The organism is Aminobacter sp. 01T433, assembly GCF_056398585.1.
Window position 1 is genome coordinate 99,571 of the sequence record NZ_JBFTPR010000010.1, and the last position, 15,874, is coordinate 115,444.

At 64.7% G+C, this 15,874-nt stretch carries 10 protein-coding genes; 9 read left to right on the forward strand and 1 reads right to left on the reverse strand.

Annotation, left to right across the window (positions count from 1 at the left end):
• The first annotated feature begins 151 nt into the window (after nt 1–151).
• The 9 genes from AC1DLV_RS18495 (at nt 152) to trxA (ending at nt 14,455) form a co-directional block, all read left to right on the forward strand.
• Entirely contained in the window at nt 152–553 is a 402-nt protein-coding gene (locus AC1DLV_RS18495) for a PTS sugar transporter subunit IIA (protein WP_432285855.1), read from the forward strand.
• Nucleotides 550–852 carry an HPr family phosphocarrier protein gene (locus AC1DLV_RS18500; RefSeq protein ID WP_476781682.1) on the forward strand — a complete coding sequence of 101 codons (303 nt, stop codon included), beginning with the start codon at nt 550–552 and terminating at the stop codon, nt 850–852. Before AC1DLV_RS18495 ends, AC1DLV_RS18500 begins: the two co-directional genes overlap by 4 nt.
• A 152-nt stretch (nt 853–1,004) precedes the next feature.
• The gene (ahcY, locus tag AC1DLV_RS18505; protein WP_476801351.1) at nt 1,005–2,405 is read left to right on the forward strand and encodes an adenosylhomocysteinase; all 1,401 of its coding nucleotides are present in this window, start codon (nt 1,005–1,007) and stop codon (nt 2,403–2,405) included.
• Nucleotides 2,406–2,601: 196 nt separating this feature from the next.
• Complete coding sequence (locus tag AC1DLV_RS18510; protein ID WP_476801352.1) at nt 2,602–5,151, forward strand: sensor histidine kinase; 2,550 nt, start codon at nt 2,602–2,604, stop codon at nt 5,149–5,151.
• Nucleotides 5,152–5,159: 8 nt separating this feature from the next.
• Nucleotides 5,160–6,671, forward strand: a complete 1,512-nt coding sequence (gene tsaE / locus AC1DLV_RS18515) for a tRNA (adenosine(37)-N6)-threonylcarbamoyltransferase complex ATPase subunit type 1 TsaE (RefSeq protein ID WP_476801353.1) — start codon at nt 5,160–5,162, stop codon at nt 6,669–6,671.
• A gap of 26 nt (nt 6,672–6,697) precedes the next feature.
• Nucleotides 6,698–7,402, forward strand: coding sequence for a nucleotidyltransferase family protein (locus AC1DLV_RS18520; protein ID WP_476836208.1), 705 nt, complete (start codon nt 6,698–6,700; stop codon nt 7,400–7,402).
• Nucleotides 7,399–10,524 (forward strand): double-strand break repair protein AddB, encoded by a 3,126-nt coding sequence (gene addB, locus AC1DLV_RS18525; protein WP_476801354.1) that lies wholly within the window; start codon nt 7,399–7,401, stop codon nt 10,522–10,524. The genes AC1DLV_RS18520 and addB overlap by 4 nt, the downstream gene beginning before the upstream one ends.
• Entirely contained in the window at nt 10,521–14,057 is a 3,537-nt protein-coding gene (addA, locus tag AC1DLV_RS18530) for a double-strand break repair helicase AddA (protein ID WP_476801355.1), read from the forward strand. The genes addB and addA overlap by 4 nt, the downstream gene beginning before the upstream one ends.
• Nucleotides 14,058–14,131: 74 nt before the next feature.
• Complete coding sequence (trxA, locus tag AC1DLV_RS18535; protein ID WP_476781676.1) at nt 14,132–14,455, forward strand: thioredoxin; 324 nt, start codon at nt 14,132–14,134, stop codon at nt 14,453–14,455.
• Between the two features lie 78 nt (nt 14,456–14,533).
• Here the strand turns inward: trxA and AC1DLV_RS18540 are convergent, their stop codons facing one another.
• The gene (locus AC1DLV_RS18540; RefSeq protein ID WP_476801356.1) at nt 14,534–15,865 is read right to left on the reverse strand and encodes a bifunctional folylpolyglutamate synthase/dihydrofolate synthase; all 1,332 of its coding nucleotides are present in this window, start codon (nt 15,863–15,865) and stop codon (nt 14,534–14,536) included.
• Nucleotides 15,866–15,874 lie beyond the last annotated feature (9 nt).

The following is a 15,874-nucleotide window of genomic DNA, read 5'->3' on the forward strand; positions in this document are numbered from 1 at the left end:
TTTTTGCTGCATTGCGTCAAAATGCCATGTCGTGCCGAAAATTGGGGCTTGTAAACGCCCTCGCCGTCGACAAGATAGCGCTCCCGCCCTCCGCGAAGGCGGCAAAAATACTGCGCGGTTGTGAAAGTGCCATGACGGGAGCCATGACAGAATGATCGGACTCGTGCTTGTAACGCACGGTCAACTGGCTGAGGAGTTCCGCCACGCGGTGGAACACGTCGTCGGACCGCAGGAGAATTTCGAGACCGTTTCGATCGGGGCCGATGATGACATGGCGCAGCGTCGCAGCGACATCATCAATGCCGTTGCGCGTGCCGACACCGGCACCGGCGTAGTCGTTTTGACCGACATGTTCGGCGGCACACCCTCCAACCTCGCCATTTCGGTGATGGAAGCGGGACGCGTCGAGGTCATCGCCGGCATGAACCTGCCGATGCTGATCAAGCTGACCAGCGTGCGCAAGGCCGACAACATGTCGGGAGCGCTTGACGAGGCGCAGGCCGCAGGGCGGAAATACATCAATGTGGCAAGCCAGGTGTTGAGCGGCAAATGAGCGGCATGCCCTTTTCGGCCGAAGACGGCCACGTCGTCCGCGACCTCGCCATCGTCAACCAGCGCGGCCTGCATGCCCGCGCTTCGGCCAAATTTGTGCAGATCGCCGGTGAATTCCAGGCCTCGGTCAGTGTCGAAAAGGACGGCATTTCCGTCGGCGGCACCTCGATCATGGGCCTGATGATGCTGGCTGCCAGTCCCGGCTGCACCATTCGCGTCACCGCGAGCGGTCCAGAAGCCAATGAGGCGATGGAAGCGCTGGCGACACTGGTCGCCGCACGCTTCGGCGAGGAATGCTGATCGTCTGGCACTCGCTGAGCGACATGCACGAATAAAGATTTCTTTATGTCCCATTTACGATGGCTGCCTGATCTGGTAGTCAGGCCGCTCTTTCGCGCGCCCTTATCAGGCCTCCCGCGCCGGCGCGCAGTAAACAGGAATCGGAGCAAGCCATGACGGGTAGCAAGGATTATCTGGTCGCCGACATTTCGCTCGCCGGCTGGGGTCGCAAGGAAATCGAGATCGCTGAAACTGAAATGCCGGGCCTGATGGCCTGTCGCGAGGAGTTCGGCGAGAAAAAGCCGCTCACAGGCGCGCGCATTTCCGGCTCGCTGCACATGACCATTCAGACGGCAGTGCTGATCGAGACGCTGAAGGAACTCGGCGCCGACATCCGCTGGGCCTCGTGCAACATCTTCTCGACCCAGGATCACGCAGCCGCTGCGATCGCCGAAGCCGGTATCCCGGTGTTCGCCGTCAAGGGCGAGACGCTTGAGGAATACTGGCAGTACACCGACCAGATCTTCCAGTGGACCGATGGCGGCGCCACCAACATGATCCTCGATGATGGCGGCGACGCCACCATGTATATCCTGATCGGCGCCCGCGCCGAGGCAGGCGAGGACGTGCTGTCCAATCCGGGCAGCGAAGAAGAAGAGATCCTGTTTGCCCAGATCAAGAAGCGCATGGCGGCAACGCCGGGCTTCTTTGCCAAGCACAAGGCCGCCATCCGTGGCGTCACCGAAGAGACCACGACCGGCGTCAACCGTCTCTACCAGTTGCAGAAGAAGGGCCTGCTGCCCTTCCCGGCAATCAACGTCAACGATAGCGTCACCAAGTCGAAGTTCGACAACAAGTACGGCTGCAAGGAATCGCTGGTCGACGGCATCCGCCGCGGCACCGACGTCATGATGGCCGGCAAGGTCGCCGTCGTCTGCGGTTATGGCGACGTCGGCAAGGGTTCGGCAGCTTCGCTCCAGGGCGCTGGCGCTCGCGTTAAGGTCACCGAAGTCGATCCGATCTGCGCGCTTCAGGCAGCCATGGACGGCTTTGAGGTCGTCACCCTTGAGGACGCTGCTCCGACCGCCGACATCGTCATCACCACGACCGGCAACAAGGATGTCATCACGCTCGACCATATGCGCCTGATGAAGGACATGGTCATCGTCGGTAACATCGGTCACTTCGATAACGAGATCCAGGTTGCTGCTCTGCGCAACCTGAAGTGGACCAACGTCAAGCCGCAGGTCGACATGATCACCTTCCCGGGTGGCAAGCGCATGATCCTGCTGTCGGAAGGCCGTCTGCTCAATCTCGGCAACGCGACGGGCCATCCGAGCTTCGTCATGTCGGCGTCCTTCACCAACCAGACGCTGGCCCAGATCGAGCTCTGGACCAAGCCCGGCCAGTACAAGAACGAAGTCTATGTCCTGCCCAAGCACCTCGACGAGAAGGTCGCGCGCCTGCATCTCGACAAGCTTGGCGCCAAGCTGACCACGCTGAGCGACGAACAGGCATCTTATATCGGCGTCACGCCGAAGGGCCCGTTCAAGCCGGAACACTACCGCTATTAACCATAGCGCATAAACCTACAACATGTTGAAGCCGGGCGATTGACTTTCGCCCGGCTTCTCTTTTTGCGCAAACGCCTTCTTCACGACGATTCGCCTAGCGGCTATTGTGGCGTGATTCGCCACGCGCCCGTTCTCGGCGGGAATTTTGGGGCGCTTCAGGGCGGTCTTGCATTCAGGCGGCGGAGAGGAACAAGACATGCCGGGGGAATACCCGCTTCTAGCGGGACAGGCCGTTTCCGGCGGCCGACAGGATTCGCAGATGGCCCTTTCGAGCGCCAGATGGCAGACCGCGCGCCGGCTCGGTAGCCGCGCCGCCGCTGTTCTGCTCGGCGCCACTGCCCTGTGCACGCCTTTCGGATTTGCGCATGCCCAGCAGGCTTCCATTTCCGGCCTGCCCGTCAGCACGGCCGAAGTCATCCAGCTCGCCATGTTCGTCGGCGTCATGGGCGCCGCCCTGATCTCGGCTGTCGCGCTGATCCGCGAAAAAGCGCGCGTGAGTGCGGAGAATGTCGAGCTGCGCGGGCGCGTCGCCGACCTCAACGCTTCGCTGCAGCGTTCCGAAGCCCTGCTCAATCTGCGCGACCAGCGCGTCATTGTCTGGGCCAGCGAAAACAAGAAGCCCGAGCTGATCGGTTCGCTGCCGATCGAAACCGGCGCGCCTGACGAGCGCGCTGCCTTCCTCGGCTTTGGCCGTTGGCTGATGCCGCGTTCGGCCGCAGCGCTTGAAAACGCCATCGCTGCCTTGCGCGACAAGGGCACCGCTTTCGAGCTGGTGGCCGAAACCCACGCCGGTGCGGCCCTCGAGGTCCAGGGTCGCAAGAGCGGCGCGCATGTCATCGTCCGCTTCATTTCGATCTCCGAGGCGCAGCGCGGTCAGGCGCGGCTGAAGCTTGAAAACCAGCGCCTCGGCGCCGAATTCGAAACGCTGGTCGCCCTGATCGATGCCATCGACATGCCATCTTGGATGCGCGATGCCGATGGCCGACTGAAATGGGTCAACAAGGCTTTCGCCAGGGCAGTCGAAGCCGCCGATTCCGCCGCCGCCATCCGCGACGGCAAGGAGTTCCTGGGCACCCAGTCGCGCGAGGCCATTGCCCAGCAGCACCTGTCGCGGCCCGTGTTTCAGCAGACGCTGTCGACCGTCATCGACGGTGACCGCAAGATGTTCGCCGTCACCGATGTGGTCGGCAAGGAAGGTTCGGCAGGCATCGCCGCCGACATGAGCGCTGCCGAAGCCATCCGCGAGGAATACAGCCAAGTGGTGCGCAGCCACTCTGACACGCTCGATCAGGTCGCGACTGCGGTTGCCACCTTCGACGCCAACCAGAAGCTGCGTTTCTACAACAACGCCTTCCAGAAGCTCTGGGATCTCGACGCCGGCTACATCTCGAGCGCGCCCGACAATGCGCTGCTGCTCGACCGCCTGCGCAGCGAACGCAAGTTGCCGGAGCAGCCGGAATGGCGCCGCTGGAAGGAAAACCTGCTTTCCGCCTATCGCGCCGTCGAGCCGCAGGAGCATCTGTGGCACCTGCCCGACGGCCGCACCATCCGGGTGGTAGCCAACCCGCAGCCCAAGGGCGGCGTCACCTGGGTGTTCGAGAACCTGACCGAGAAGATCGATCTCGAAAGCCGCTACACCACCGCCGTGCGCGTGCAGGGCGAAACCCTCGACAATCTCGCCGAAGGCGTCGTCGTCTTCGGCCCCGATGGCCGCATCCGCCTGTTCAATCCGGCGTTCGGTCAGCTGTGGGGCGTCTCGGCGGACGCGCTGCGACAGAGCACGCATATCTCGGCGATCCGCGCCGAATGCGACACCCGAGCCGAGCAGAGCCCATGGGGCGATTTCGTCGCCGCGGTCACCGGTTTCGATGAGCGTAGCGACCGCCACGGCCAGACCGAGCTCAGGAACGGTTCGGTGCTTCAGCACGCCGTCATCCACCTGCCCAACGGCCAGGTGATGCTGACCTTTGTCGACGTCACCGACAGCGTCAATGTCGAGCGCGCGCTGAAGGACAAGAACGAGGCGCTGCAACGCGCCGACCAGATCAAGAACGAGTTCGTCCAGCACGTTTCCTACGAGCTGCGTTCGCCGCTCACCAATATCATCGGCTTCACCGAGCTTTTGTCGCTGCCCGGCACCGGGCCGCTGTCGCAGCGCCAGCGCGAATATGTCGAGCATATCGGCTCGTCGTCGGGCGTGCTTTTGACCATCGTCAACGACATCCTCGACCTCGCCACCGTCGATGCCGGTATCATGCAGCTCGATATCGCCGAGGTGCATGTCGACCGCTCCATCGAGGCGGCAGCCGACCTCGTCGCCGACCGGCTGGAAGAGCATTCGATCAAGCTTGCCATCGACACCAGGAGCGCGCCCAAGAGCTTCAATGGCGACGAGACGCGTGTCCGCCAGATCCTGTACAATCTGCTCAGCAACGCCGTGAACTACGCGCCCGCCGCAAGCACCATCACGCTGACCTGCCGCCAGCTTGCCGAAGGTGTCGAATTCTCCGTCCACGACGACGGTCCGGGCATGCCGCCGGAGGTGCTCGACACGATGTTCCAGCGCTTTGAATCCCGCGTCAACGGCGGCCGCAAGCGCGGCGCGGGCCTTGGCCTGTCGATCGTCAAGAGCTTCGTTGAACTGCATGGCGGCTCGGTCCGCATCGACAGCGGCAAGGATCTCGGCACCACTGTCATCTGCCTGTTCCCAGACGTGCCCGCCGGCGTCCGGGTCGCGGCGGAGTAGACCCTTTGATGACGGCCAGATCGCTGGAGCTTTTCCTCCCCGACGATGTCGCGACCACGCGGCTGGGCGAGGACCTGGCGCTGGCGCTCAAAGCCGGCGACGTGCTTCTGCTCGACGGCGATCTGGGTGCGGGCAAGACGACCTTGGCGCGCGGCCTGATCCGTACGCTTGCCAGCGATCCGATGCACGAAGTGCCGAGCCCGACCTTCACGCTGGTGCAAAGCTACGACACGCAGCTGCCTGTGCATCATTTCGATCTCTATCGCCTGTCTTCGCCAGATGAGCTGGAGGAGCTGGGCTTCGACGAAGCAATCGCCTCCGGCGTCGCGCTGGTCGAATGGCCCGAGCGTGCGTCCGACGCCATGCCGGCGACAAGCCTGCGTATCGCGCTCGACCATGAGGGCGATGGCCGTCGCGTGACGATATCAGGTGGCGGCGATGACTTCGACCGTGTCGCCCGCTCGCTTGCCATGCGCGCATTTCTCGTTGCTTCCGGCTGGGGTGATGCTCGCCGGGCCCGCTTCACGGACGACGCTTCGGCACGCGCCTATGAGACGGTGACGCGCGACGGCAGCGAACCGCTGGTTCTGATGAACGCGCCGCGGCTGGTGCTTGGCCCGCCGGTGCGCGATGGCAAGCCTTATGCCGAGATCGCCCATACCGCGCAGTCGGTGGCGGCCTTTGTCGCCATCGACCGCGCGCTCGCCGCTGGTGGTGTTTCGGTGCCCGGCATCGTCGCCCAGGATCTCGACCAGGGCTTTTTGCTGCTCGAACACCTCGGCACCGGCGCTTTCCTTGGCCCAGACGGCGAGCCCGTTGCCGAACGCTACGCCGCCGCTGCCGAATTGCTGGCAATGATTCACGGGAAACATTGGCCTGATCGCATGGAGGCTGCCGCTGGCGTCTTCCACGATGTGCCGCCTTTCGATCGCGATGCGTTGATGATCGAGGTCGACCTGCTGGTCGACTGGTATGTGCCAGCCGTCACAGGCGCATCGGCATCCGATGCGCTGCGCGAAGGCTATCGCCACGCCTGGAACGCTGCCTTCGATCGCCTCGCGGACAAGCAATACGGCCTCGTCCTGCGCGACTACCATTCGCCGAACATCATCTGGCGCGATGATCGCAAGGGGCATGACCGGCTCGGCATCATCGATTTCCAGGACGCGCTGATCGGACCCGTCGCCTATGACGTCGCCTCGCTTGCCATGGATGCGCGGGTGACGGTTTCACCGGAAATCGAGCGCAGCACTGTCGACGCCTATGTCGCCGCGCGTCATGCCGCCGGTGCGTTTGATGAAGTCGCGTTTCGCGAGGCCTACGCCATCATGGCGGCGCAGAGGAATTCCAAAATCCTGGGCATCTTCGTCCGCCTCGACCGACGCGACGGCAAGCCGCAATATCTGAAGCACCTGCCGCGGATCCGCGATTATCTCGGCCGTGCGCTCGCCCATCCGGCACTTGCCGAACTCAGTGATTTCTATCGCGAAAATCGCCTGCTCGAGGAGTTCGATACGTGAGCGGTGCGAAGATCCCGCCCGTCGCCATGGTGCTTGCAGCCGGCCTCGGCAAGCGCATGCGGCCGATCACCGACACGATCCCCAAGCCGCTGGTGCGCGTCGCCGGAAAGACGCTGCTCGACTGGGGGCTCGACAGCCTCGCTGGGATTGGCGTCGCAAAGGCCGTGGTCAATGTCCACTATCTGCCGGACCAGATCGTCGCCCATGTCGCGGACCGCGAGAAGCCACGCATCGTCATATCGGACGAAAGCGACGGCCTGCTCGATTCCGCCGGCGGCATCGTCAAGGCGCTGCCAGAGCTTGGCACTGACCCCTTCTACATCGTCAATGCCGACACCTTCTGGATCGACCATGGCACGCCGAACCTGACCCGTCTCGCACTCGCCTGGGACGCCGCGCGCATGGATATTCTGATCATGCTCGCGGATCTTAGACAGGCAACGGGCCATTCGGGCGGCACCGACTTCCTCGTCGCGCCGGACGGCGCCTTGAGCCGTGCCAAGGGTGCGCCCGAGGGCCTGATCTATGCCGGAGCCGCGATCATTCATCCGCGCCTCTTCGCCCATGCTTCTGAAGCGCCGCATTCGCTCAACCGCTATTTCGACGAGGCCATATCAACTGGCCGTTTGTTCGGCATGCAGATGCACGGCAGCTGGATCACCGTCGGCACGCCCGACGCCATCCCGCAGGCGGAGGCCGCGGTGAAAAGGGCATTGGCGGAAGCGCAATGAGCGGCCGTGCGTCGCCACGCGTTTATTCGATCCCGCCAGGCATTCCTTTCCTGCCGACGTTGGCGCAGGCGCTGCTCGATGGCCGGCTGATCCCCGATTTCCGCTACGCCGGCGATCCGCTCTCGCTCGCCGATGTCACCATCTATGTGCCGACGCGGCGTGCGGCGCGCGCCTTGCGCGGCGTCTTTGTCGATGCTGCCGGCGGTGGTTCGGCCATCCTGCCGGTCATCAAGCCGCTGGGCGAATTCGACGAGGACGAGGCGGCGTTCGAGGCCGAGGGCCGCGGCGCGCTTGACCTTGCCCCGCCTGTCTCGTCCACCGACCGCCTGTTGTTGCTTGCGCCTTTGGTGCGCGCCTGGAAACGTCGACTGCCGGCCCATGTCGCAGCACTTTTCGAAGAAGAGATCGTCGTTCCGGCATCCGCCGCCGACGCCATCTGGCTGGCGCGCGATCTTGCCGGGCTGATGGACGAGATCGAAACCGAAGGTTCCGACTGGTCGCGGCTGGCCGGGCTTGTGTCAGGCGAATTGTCGGGCTGGTGGCAGGTGACACTCGACTTCCTGTCCATCGTCACCGGCGCCTGGCCGGAGATGCTCAAGGAGCGCGACCAATCCAATCCTGCGGCGCATCGCAGCGCCCTGATCCGGCTTGAAGCCGAACGGCTGGAGCGCAACCCACCTGCAGGTCCCGTCATTGCCGCCGGCTCGACCGGCTCCATTCCCGCCACCGCCGAACTGCTCGCGACGATCGCGCGCCTGCCGCGCGGGGCCGTGGTGTTGCCAGGGCTGGATGCAACGCTTGACGAGCGCGCCTATGAGACGATCACGGCGATCGGCGCGAAAGCCTCGGTGCTCGGCCATCCGCAATATGGCCTTGCCAAGCTGATCGGCAAGATTGGCCTTCTGCGTGGTGATATCGAGGAACTCGGCGCGCCGTCGCAAGCCATGGTGCTGCGGGCGTCGCTTGTCGGCGAAGCGCTGAGGCCGGCCGAAACCACAGACGCCTGGGCCGACAAGCGCGGTGACGTCGACGATACAGAGATCGCGGATGCCCTTGCCGGCATAACCTTGCTCGAAGCAGCGCATGAGCGCGACGAGGCGGCGGCCATCGCCCTCGCCTTGCGCCAGGCAGTCGCGGAGCCGGGTCATCGTGCCGCATTGGTCACCGGCGACCGCAATCTGGCGCGACGCGTTGCGTCCGAACTCCGCCGCTTCGGCATCCAGGCCGACGATTCCGGCGGCATGCCGCTTGCCAACACCCCACCCGCAGCCCTGTTGCGCACCATGCTCGACGCTGCCTTCCGCCCCGGTGATCCGGTCGCGGTACTGTCGCTGCTCAAGCACCCGCTGCTGCGGCTCGGGGCCGACCGAGCCACGGTCAGGCGGGCCGCCGAGACGCTGGAATTGGTCGTGCTGCGCGGCGGCGTCGGCCGTCCCGATATTGCCGGCCTCGCCGAAACCTTCGACAGCAGGATGAGCGATGTCGCCGGCGGGTCGCGCAAACCGTTCTGGTTCGACCGCATCACGGTGCGCCGCATCGAAGAAGCGCGCGACGTCGCCACAAGGCTCGTCACTGGTCTGGCGCCTTTGTTTGCCTTCCGCGGTGATACGTCGGTCGAACTCGCGGCGATCGTCAAGGCAACGGTCGAAGCGCTCGAAAATCTCGGCCGCGATGAGCTTGGCGGCCTCGGCGCGCTCTATGATGGCGACGCCGGCGCCAAGCTCGCCGAAGCGCTTCGCTCGCTTGTCGCCGCGCAAGCGTCATTCACCTTCGCCGCCGACGAATGGCCCGACGTCATGGACGCTCTGGTGGCGCCCGAGGCGGTCAAGCCGGCGCAAGGTGCCGACCGCGCCATCGCGATCTGGGGCGCGCTCGAAGCCCGCTTGCAAAGCGTCGACACGCTGGTCATCGGCGGGCTCAACGAAGGCAGCTGGCCGCGCAAGGCCGAGGCCGATCGCTTCATGTCGCGCGTCATGAAGACTGGCATCGACCTGGAGCCGCCAGAGCGGCGCATCGGCCTTGCCGCCCATGATTTCCAGATGGCGATGGGCGCGAAGAACGTCGTGCTGTCGCGCTCCGCCCGTTCGGGCGATGCGCCTGCGGTGCCTTCGCGCTGGCTGCAGCGGCTGTTGACCTACGCCGGGCCCGATCATGCCGCCGTCTTGCGCAAGCGCGGCGAAAAGCTGCTCGTCTGGGCGCGCGCTCTCGACGCCGGCCACAAGACCGATTTCGCAGCCCGGCCCGAACCCAAGCCCCCCGTGGCTGTCAGGCCACGCCGTTTCAGCATCACCGAGGTCGAGACGCTGCGCCGCGACCCTTACGCCGTTTATGCCAGGCGCATCCTTGGCCTGTCGGCGATCGACCCGCTGGTGCGCGATCCCGGCGCTGCCGAGCGCGGCACGCTGTTCCACGACATATTGCATCTGTTTTCTTCGACCATCGTCGGTCCGCGCGCGCCCAATGCGTTCGAAGCCCTGATCGCTGCCGGGCGCCACTGCTTTGCCGAAGCTGCCCTTCCCGCCGATGTCGAGGCCGTCTGGTGGCCGCGCTTCGAGCGGCTGGCGGTCAATATCCTCGTGTGGGAACGCAGCCGCGCCGACGCCGTTGCCAGCCGTCACGCCGAAGAAGGTGCCTCGGCGATCGAGGTCGGCCTCACCGGCGTCACCCTTTCGGGCCGTGCTGACCGCATCGACGTTCTCGCCGGCGGCATGGCCGACATCCTCGACTACAAGACCGGCTCGTCGCCATCCAAGGCGCAGGCACACACGCTGATCTCGCCGCAGCTGGCACTCGAAGGCGCGCTCTTGCGGCGTGGTGCCTTCCGCGAGCTTGGCACGCGCGAACCCTCGCAGCTTGCCTTCGTCAGGCTGAAGCCCAATGGCGAGGTGTTCGAGGAATCGATCCTCGAACACAACAGGAAGCCGAAATCAGCCCTCGAGCTGTCCGAAGAGGCATGGACCAGGCTGGAACAGCTGTTGCTGCACTACAACGACCCGACCACCGGCTATCTCTCACGTGCCCTGCCCTTCCGCGAAGGCGAAACCGACGGCGACTATGACCATCTCGCCCGCGTGCTTGAATGGTCGGCCGGCGGTGACGGCGGTGCGGAGGGCGAGGAATGAAAAAGAAATTCTTCGTCCCCACCGAAACCGCCGAACGCCAGGCCCGCGCCTCCGATCCCGCCAACTCGGTCTGGGTGTCGGCTAATGCCGGCTCGGGCAAGACGCATGTGCTGTCGCAGCGCGTCATGCGGCTTTTGCTGCGCGGTACCGACCCGTCGAAGATACTCTGTCTGACGTACACGCGCGCCGCCGCCGCCAACATGTCGAACCGCGTCTTCGCCAATCTGTCCGAATGGACAATGCTGCCCGACGCCGAGTTGACTGAGCGTATCGCTGCCCTCGACAGCGCCCGGCCCGATGCGGCCAAGCTGCGCCGTGCCAGGCGGCTGTTTGCCGAGGCGCTGGAGACGCCGGGCGGGCTGAAGATCCAGACCATCCACGCCTTCTGCGAGTCGGTGCTGCATCAGTTTCCGCTCGAAGCCAACATCGCCGCCCATTTCGAGATGCTCGATTCGCAGATGGAGGCGACGCTGTTTGCCACCGCTCGGCGCGACATGGTCACTGGCGCTGGCGAACACAATCCGGAACTCGCCGAGGCCTTCGCCAAGGTGCTGGAGCGCGGCGGTGAAGCCGGGCTTGATGCGCTGCTTGCCGAGATCGTGCGCAAGCGCGACGGCCTGCGCGCCTTCATTGGCCAGATCCAGGACTTTTCCTGGCCGTTCGGCACGCTCTATGAAGAGTTCGGGTTTTCGCCCGACGACAGCGCCGAGGCCATCGCCGCTTCGATCTGGCCGCTATCAGGTTTCGAACCGGCCTTCTTCAATACCTTCGCCGCTGCCGCCGAAGCGACCGACGCGCGTAGCGTGCTCAACAACATCCTGCCTTACGCACGCCTTGCGTACGCCGAGGCCGATCCGCTCCGCCGGCTCGCGCTGCTGGGCGATGCCTTCCTCAAGGCCGATGGCGACCCCTACAATCCATCCAGCGCTTTCAAGAAGGCCCTGCTCGACCGGCTGCCTGATTTGCCTGAGCGCTACGCGGCGACCGCCGCCGCAATCACCGAGGCCGCCGACCGCCTCGCTCATTTCCGCATGCTGGAAGCAACGCAGGCGGCACTGACCATCGCCGACTGGCTGATCGCCCGTTATGAGCGGCTGAAGACTGGGCGCGGCTTCCTCGATTTCAACGATCTCATCACCCGCACGGTCAACCTTTTGGCGCGGCCCGACGCGGGCCCATGGGTGCAATACAAGCTCGACAAGGGCATCGACCACATCCTTCTCGACGAGGCGCAGGACACCAGCCCCGACCAATGGGAAGTGGTGAAGCGGCTGGCCGAAGAGTTTTTCTCCGGCTTCAGCGCGCGCGACAACGTCCACCGCACGGTCTTTGCCGTCGGCGACGAAAAGCAGTCGATCTATTCGTTCCAGGGGGCAGCGCCTGAATCCTTCGACAATTCCAAGCACGAGTTCGCCGCTCGCATCCGCGACGCCAACGCGCGCTTCGAGGACGTCACGCTGACCTGGTCGTTCCGCTCGACCGACGATGTGCTCTCGGCCGTCGACCGCGTCTTCGAGGACATGAGCGTCCGTCGCGGCGTCACCCGCGCGCCCGAGCCGCCGAGCCACAAGGCGATCCGCGCCGGTGCCGCTGGCTATGCCGAGGTCTGGCCTTCCGTTGGCGCCGATGCGGTTGACGAGCCGGACGACTGGCGCAAGCCCATCGACCATGCCCATGCGCCCGCAGTGGTCGTCGCCGAACAGGTCGCGGCGACAATCCGCAAATGGCTCGACGAGCGCGAGGTCATCGAAGGCACGGGCAAGCGCCTTCGTGCCGGCGACGTCATGGTGCTGGTGCGCAAGCGCGATCGTTTCGTGCATGCGCTATCGCGCGCCCTCAAGCGCCGCGACATTCCCGTTGCCGGTGCCGACAGGCTCAGCCTGCCCGGCCACATCGCCGTCAAGGATCTGATCGCGCTTGGACGGTTCCTCATCCAGCCGGAGGACGACCTGTCGCTAGCCGCCGTGCTGCGCAGCCCGATCTTTGGTCTGTCGGAGGATGCGCTGTTTGCGCTTGCTGCGGGACGTGGAAGTGGGCGCTCGCTGATCGCCTCGTTGCGCGACCATGCCGAAACCGACGCAAGCTTCAAGGTAGTTGCGGACCAGCTTGAAGCCTGGGCGACCGAAGCGGCGTTCCGGCCGATCTTCGAGTTCTATTCGGGCGTATTGTCGGGCGGTCGCGACCGCGATGGCGTGCGCAAGAAGATGATTTCGCGCCTCGGCCAGGAGGCCGGCGACATCCTCGACGAGTTCCTGAGTTTCTGCCTGGCGGAAGAGCGCACGGGCTTGCCCGGTTTGGAATCCTTCCTGTCGACGCTCGAAAACGCCGGTCCCGAGATCAAGCGCGAGATGGACCAGACGCGCGACGAGGTTCGCATCATGACCGTGCACGCCGCCAAGGGCTTGGAGGCGCCGGTGGTGTTTCTGGTCGACAGCGGCTCGGCCCCGTTCAGCGACCAACATCTGCCGCGCCTGATGCCATTTGTGCCGCGTGGAAAACACTGGCAGGGCAAGGGCTATCTCTGGCGCGCCGGCAGCGACGTCGCCAACGCCTTCTCCAAGGGTGCCAGTGCATTGGCCAAGGACCTCGCCGACGACGAGTACCGGCGGCTGCTCTATGTCGGCATGACGCGTGCTGAAGACCGGCTGATCGTCTGCGGTTATCACGGCAAGCGCCAGCCGGGCCTCAACACCTGGCATTCGATCGTCAGCCGCGCTTTGTCGGCAGCACCCGAGAGCGAAGAGCGCGGCCATCCCGTCATCACCGACCGCCTGGTCCACCGCTTCCGCGTCACCCCGCTGCCCAAGACGCCTCTTTCAGCGGCGGAGCCGGAAGCTGGCGAAAGATCGCCCATCGAACCCTTGCCTGAAAGCCTCTACGCTGCGCCACCGCCCTTCGAGGATCTGCCACGGCCGCTGTCGCCGTCGGGTGCATCAGCTCTGATCGACGAGACGCGCGAACCGCTGATCTCCGGCCGCTCGCCGGTGCTTGATGCCGATGGCGAGCCGGGCTTTGCCATCGCGCGCGGCTCGGCCCTGCATCGCCTGCTGCAGATGCTGCCGCGCCTTGCCCAAGAGGATCGCGTTGCTGCCGCCGAGCGCTACCTCGCTCGCGTCGGACAGGACTGGCAACTGCACGAACGGTCCGCCGCTGCCGCCTCTGTCATGTCGGTGCTCGGCGACCCACAATTCCAGCCGCTGTTTGCTCCGACTTCGCGCGCCGAGGTATCGATCATGGGCAGCCTCCATGTGCGCGGCAAGCCGCGTTCGGTTTCGGGCAAGATCGACAGGCTGGCGGTCACCGATAACGAGGTTTTGATCGTCGACTACAAGACCAACAACGCGCCGCCCGTCTCGTTCAACGAGGTGCCTGAGGCCTATGTAGTACAGCTTGCTCTCTACCGCGCGCTGCTCCAGCCGCTCTATCCCGGCAAGCCGGTGGCGGCGGCACTTCTGTTCACCGAGGCACCGCGATTGATCCCTGTCCCCGCCGAGGCGATGGACGCCGCGCTTGTTCGACTCACCGAGGCGTGACACAAGAACTGCTTGAACGAGGGGCGCCTTACCACCACATATGGCGCGACAGCCAACTCCAAGAGGACCGTTACATGGCCACCGTCAAGATCGACAACAGCAATTTCAAGTCCGGCGTGCTCGAGGCCAAGGAGCCCGTCGTCGTCGATTTCTGGGCTGAATGGTGCGGCCCCTGCAAGATGATCGGCCCGTCGCTCGAAGAGATTTCCAACGAGCTCGCCGGCAAGGTCAAGATCACCAAGGTCAACATCGACGAGAACCCCGAGATCGCCGCCCAGTTCGGCGTGCGCTCGATTCCGACGCTGATGATCTTCAAGGACGGCGAAGTCGCCGACATCAAGGTCGGCGCCCTGCCAAAGACCGCGCTGTCGAGCTGGATCAACGGCAACATCGCCTGAAGATCGCTTACGCAGTTAACGGATGTGAAAAAGCCCGGCTTTGACCGGGCTTTTTTGTATCCAGCTTTTGGCTTGTCTTCAGGTGGGGGGCGTGCCGTTTTCGGCAAGCACAGCACCGACGAGGTAGAGCGAGCCGCCGATCAGGATGCGCGGCGCGGGCTCGTTCTCGTCCCAGGTGTCGCGCAAAAGCATCAGCGCATTGGCAACTGAGCTCACCGGCTCGGCCGACAGCCCGGCTTCGCTCGCGCGCACTGCCAGCTCCTCGTTGGGCACGCCGCTTTCGCTCATCGTCACCGGCACGGTGTAGACGTGCCGCGCCATGCCATGGAACGGACGGAAATAGCCGGTCTGGTCCTTGGTGTTGATCATGCCGGAGATCAAAAACAGCGGCCGCTGGAACTTCTCTTCCTGCTCGGTCAGCGCTTCGGCGATGACGGTGCCGGCGCCGGGATTGTGGCCGCCGTCGATCCAGATTTCGGCACCCTTTGGGCCGAGGTCGCTCAGCTTGCCCAATGGCATGCGCTGCATGCGGCCGGGCCAGGCGACCGTCGTCATCGCCTTGTCGGCGGCGCGCTCGCTGATTGGAAAACCTGCCGATCTGACCGCAGCGATGGCGGCTGCCGCATTGGCGAACTGATGCCGGCCGGGAAGCCTTGGCGGCGAAAGGTCCATCAGCCCGTTCTGGTCCTGGTAGACCATGCGGCCGTTTTCTTCGAAGGCAACGAAATCCTGGCCGTAGACCTCGAGCGGACAGTTGAGCCGCTCAGCGGTGTCGATGAGAACCTGCTGCGCAGCCTCGGTTTCCTGGGCACCAATGACAACGGGGCAGCCGCGCTTGATGATGCCGGCCTTTTCGGCGGCGATCAGCTCGACCTTGTCACCGAGATAGGCCTCATGGTCCATCGACACCGGCATGATCACCGATACGGCAGGCCGCTTGATGACGTTGGTGGCGTCGAAGCGTCCGCCAAGCCCGACCTCGATGATGCAGGCATCGGCCGGATGCTCGGAAAACAAGACGAAGGTGACCGCGGTGAGGATCTCGAAGACGGTGATCTTTTCGCCGCGATTGGCCTCGCCGACGCGCCTGACGGCATCGGCCAGCACGTCGTCGGCAACCAGCTTGCCGCCGCCAGGTGCTGCCAGGCGATAGCGCTCATGCCAGTTCACCAGATGCGGCGAGGTGTGCACATGCACCAGAAGCCCGGAGGCTTCGAGCAGCGCTCGCGAAAACGCCGCCGTCGAGCCCTTGCCGTTGGTGCCGGCGATGTGGATCACCGGCGGCATGTGGTCCTGTGGATTGCCGAGCCGTTCGAGCAACCGCGTGATGCGGTCGAGCGAAAGGTCGAAACCCTTCGGGTGCAGCGCCAAAAGGCGCTCGATTTCGAGATCGGCTTCGAGCGTGGTCATGGCAATCCC

What these genes read in the sequence shown, in the direction of transcription:
- AC1DLV_RS18495 (WP_432285855.1), top strand. Translation starts at nt 152, where the DNA reads ATGATCGGACTCGTGCTTGTAACGCACGGTCAACTGGCTGAGGAGTTC.
- AC1DLV_RS18500 (WP_476781682.1), top strand. Translation starts at nt 550, where the DNA reads ATGAGCGGCATGCCCTTTTCGGCCGAAGACGGCCACGTCGTCCGCGAC.
- ahcY (WP_476801351.1), top strand. Translation starts at nt 1,005, where the DNA reads ATGACGGGTAGCAAGGATTATCTGGTCGCCGACATTTCGCTCGCCGGC.
- AC1DLV_RS18510 (WP_476801352.1), top strand. Translation starts at nt 2,602, where the DNA reads ATGCCGGGGGAATACCCGCTTCTAGCGGGACAGGCCGTTTCCGGCGGC.
- tsaE (WP_476801353.1), top strand. Translation starts at nt 5,160, where the DNA reads ATGACGGCCAGATCGCTGGAGCTTTTCCTCCCCGACGATGTCGCGACC.
- AC1DLV_RS18520 (WP_476836208.1), top strand. Translation starts at nt 6,698, where the DNA reads ATGGTGCTTGCAGCCGGCCTCGGCAAGCGCATGCGGCCGATCACCGAC.
- addB (WP_476801354.1), top strand. Translation starts at nt 7,399, where the DNA reads ATGAGCGGCCGTGCGTCGCCACGCGTTTATTCGATCCCGCCAGGCATT.
- addA (WP_476801355.1), top strand. Translation starts at nt 10,521, where the DNA reads ATGAAAAAGAAATTCTTCGTCCCCACCGAAACCGCCGAACGCCAGGCC.
- trxA (WP_476781676.1), top strand. Translation starts at nt 14,132, where the DNA reads ATGGCCACCGTCAAGATCGACAACAGCAATTTCAAGTCCGGCGTGCTC.
- AC1DLV_RS18540 (WP_476801356.1), bottom strand. Translation starts at nt 15,865, where the DNA reads ATGACCACGCTCGAAGCCGATCTCGAAATCGAGCGCCTTTTGGCGCTG.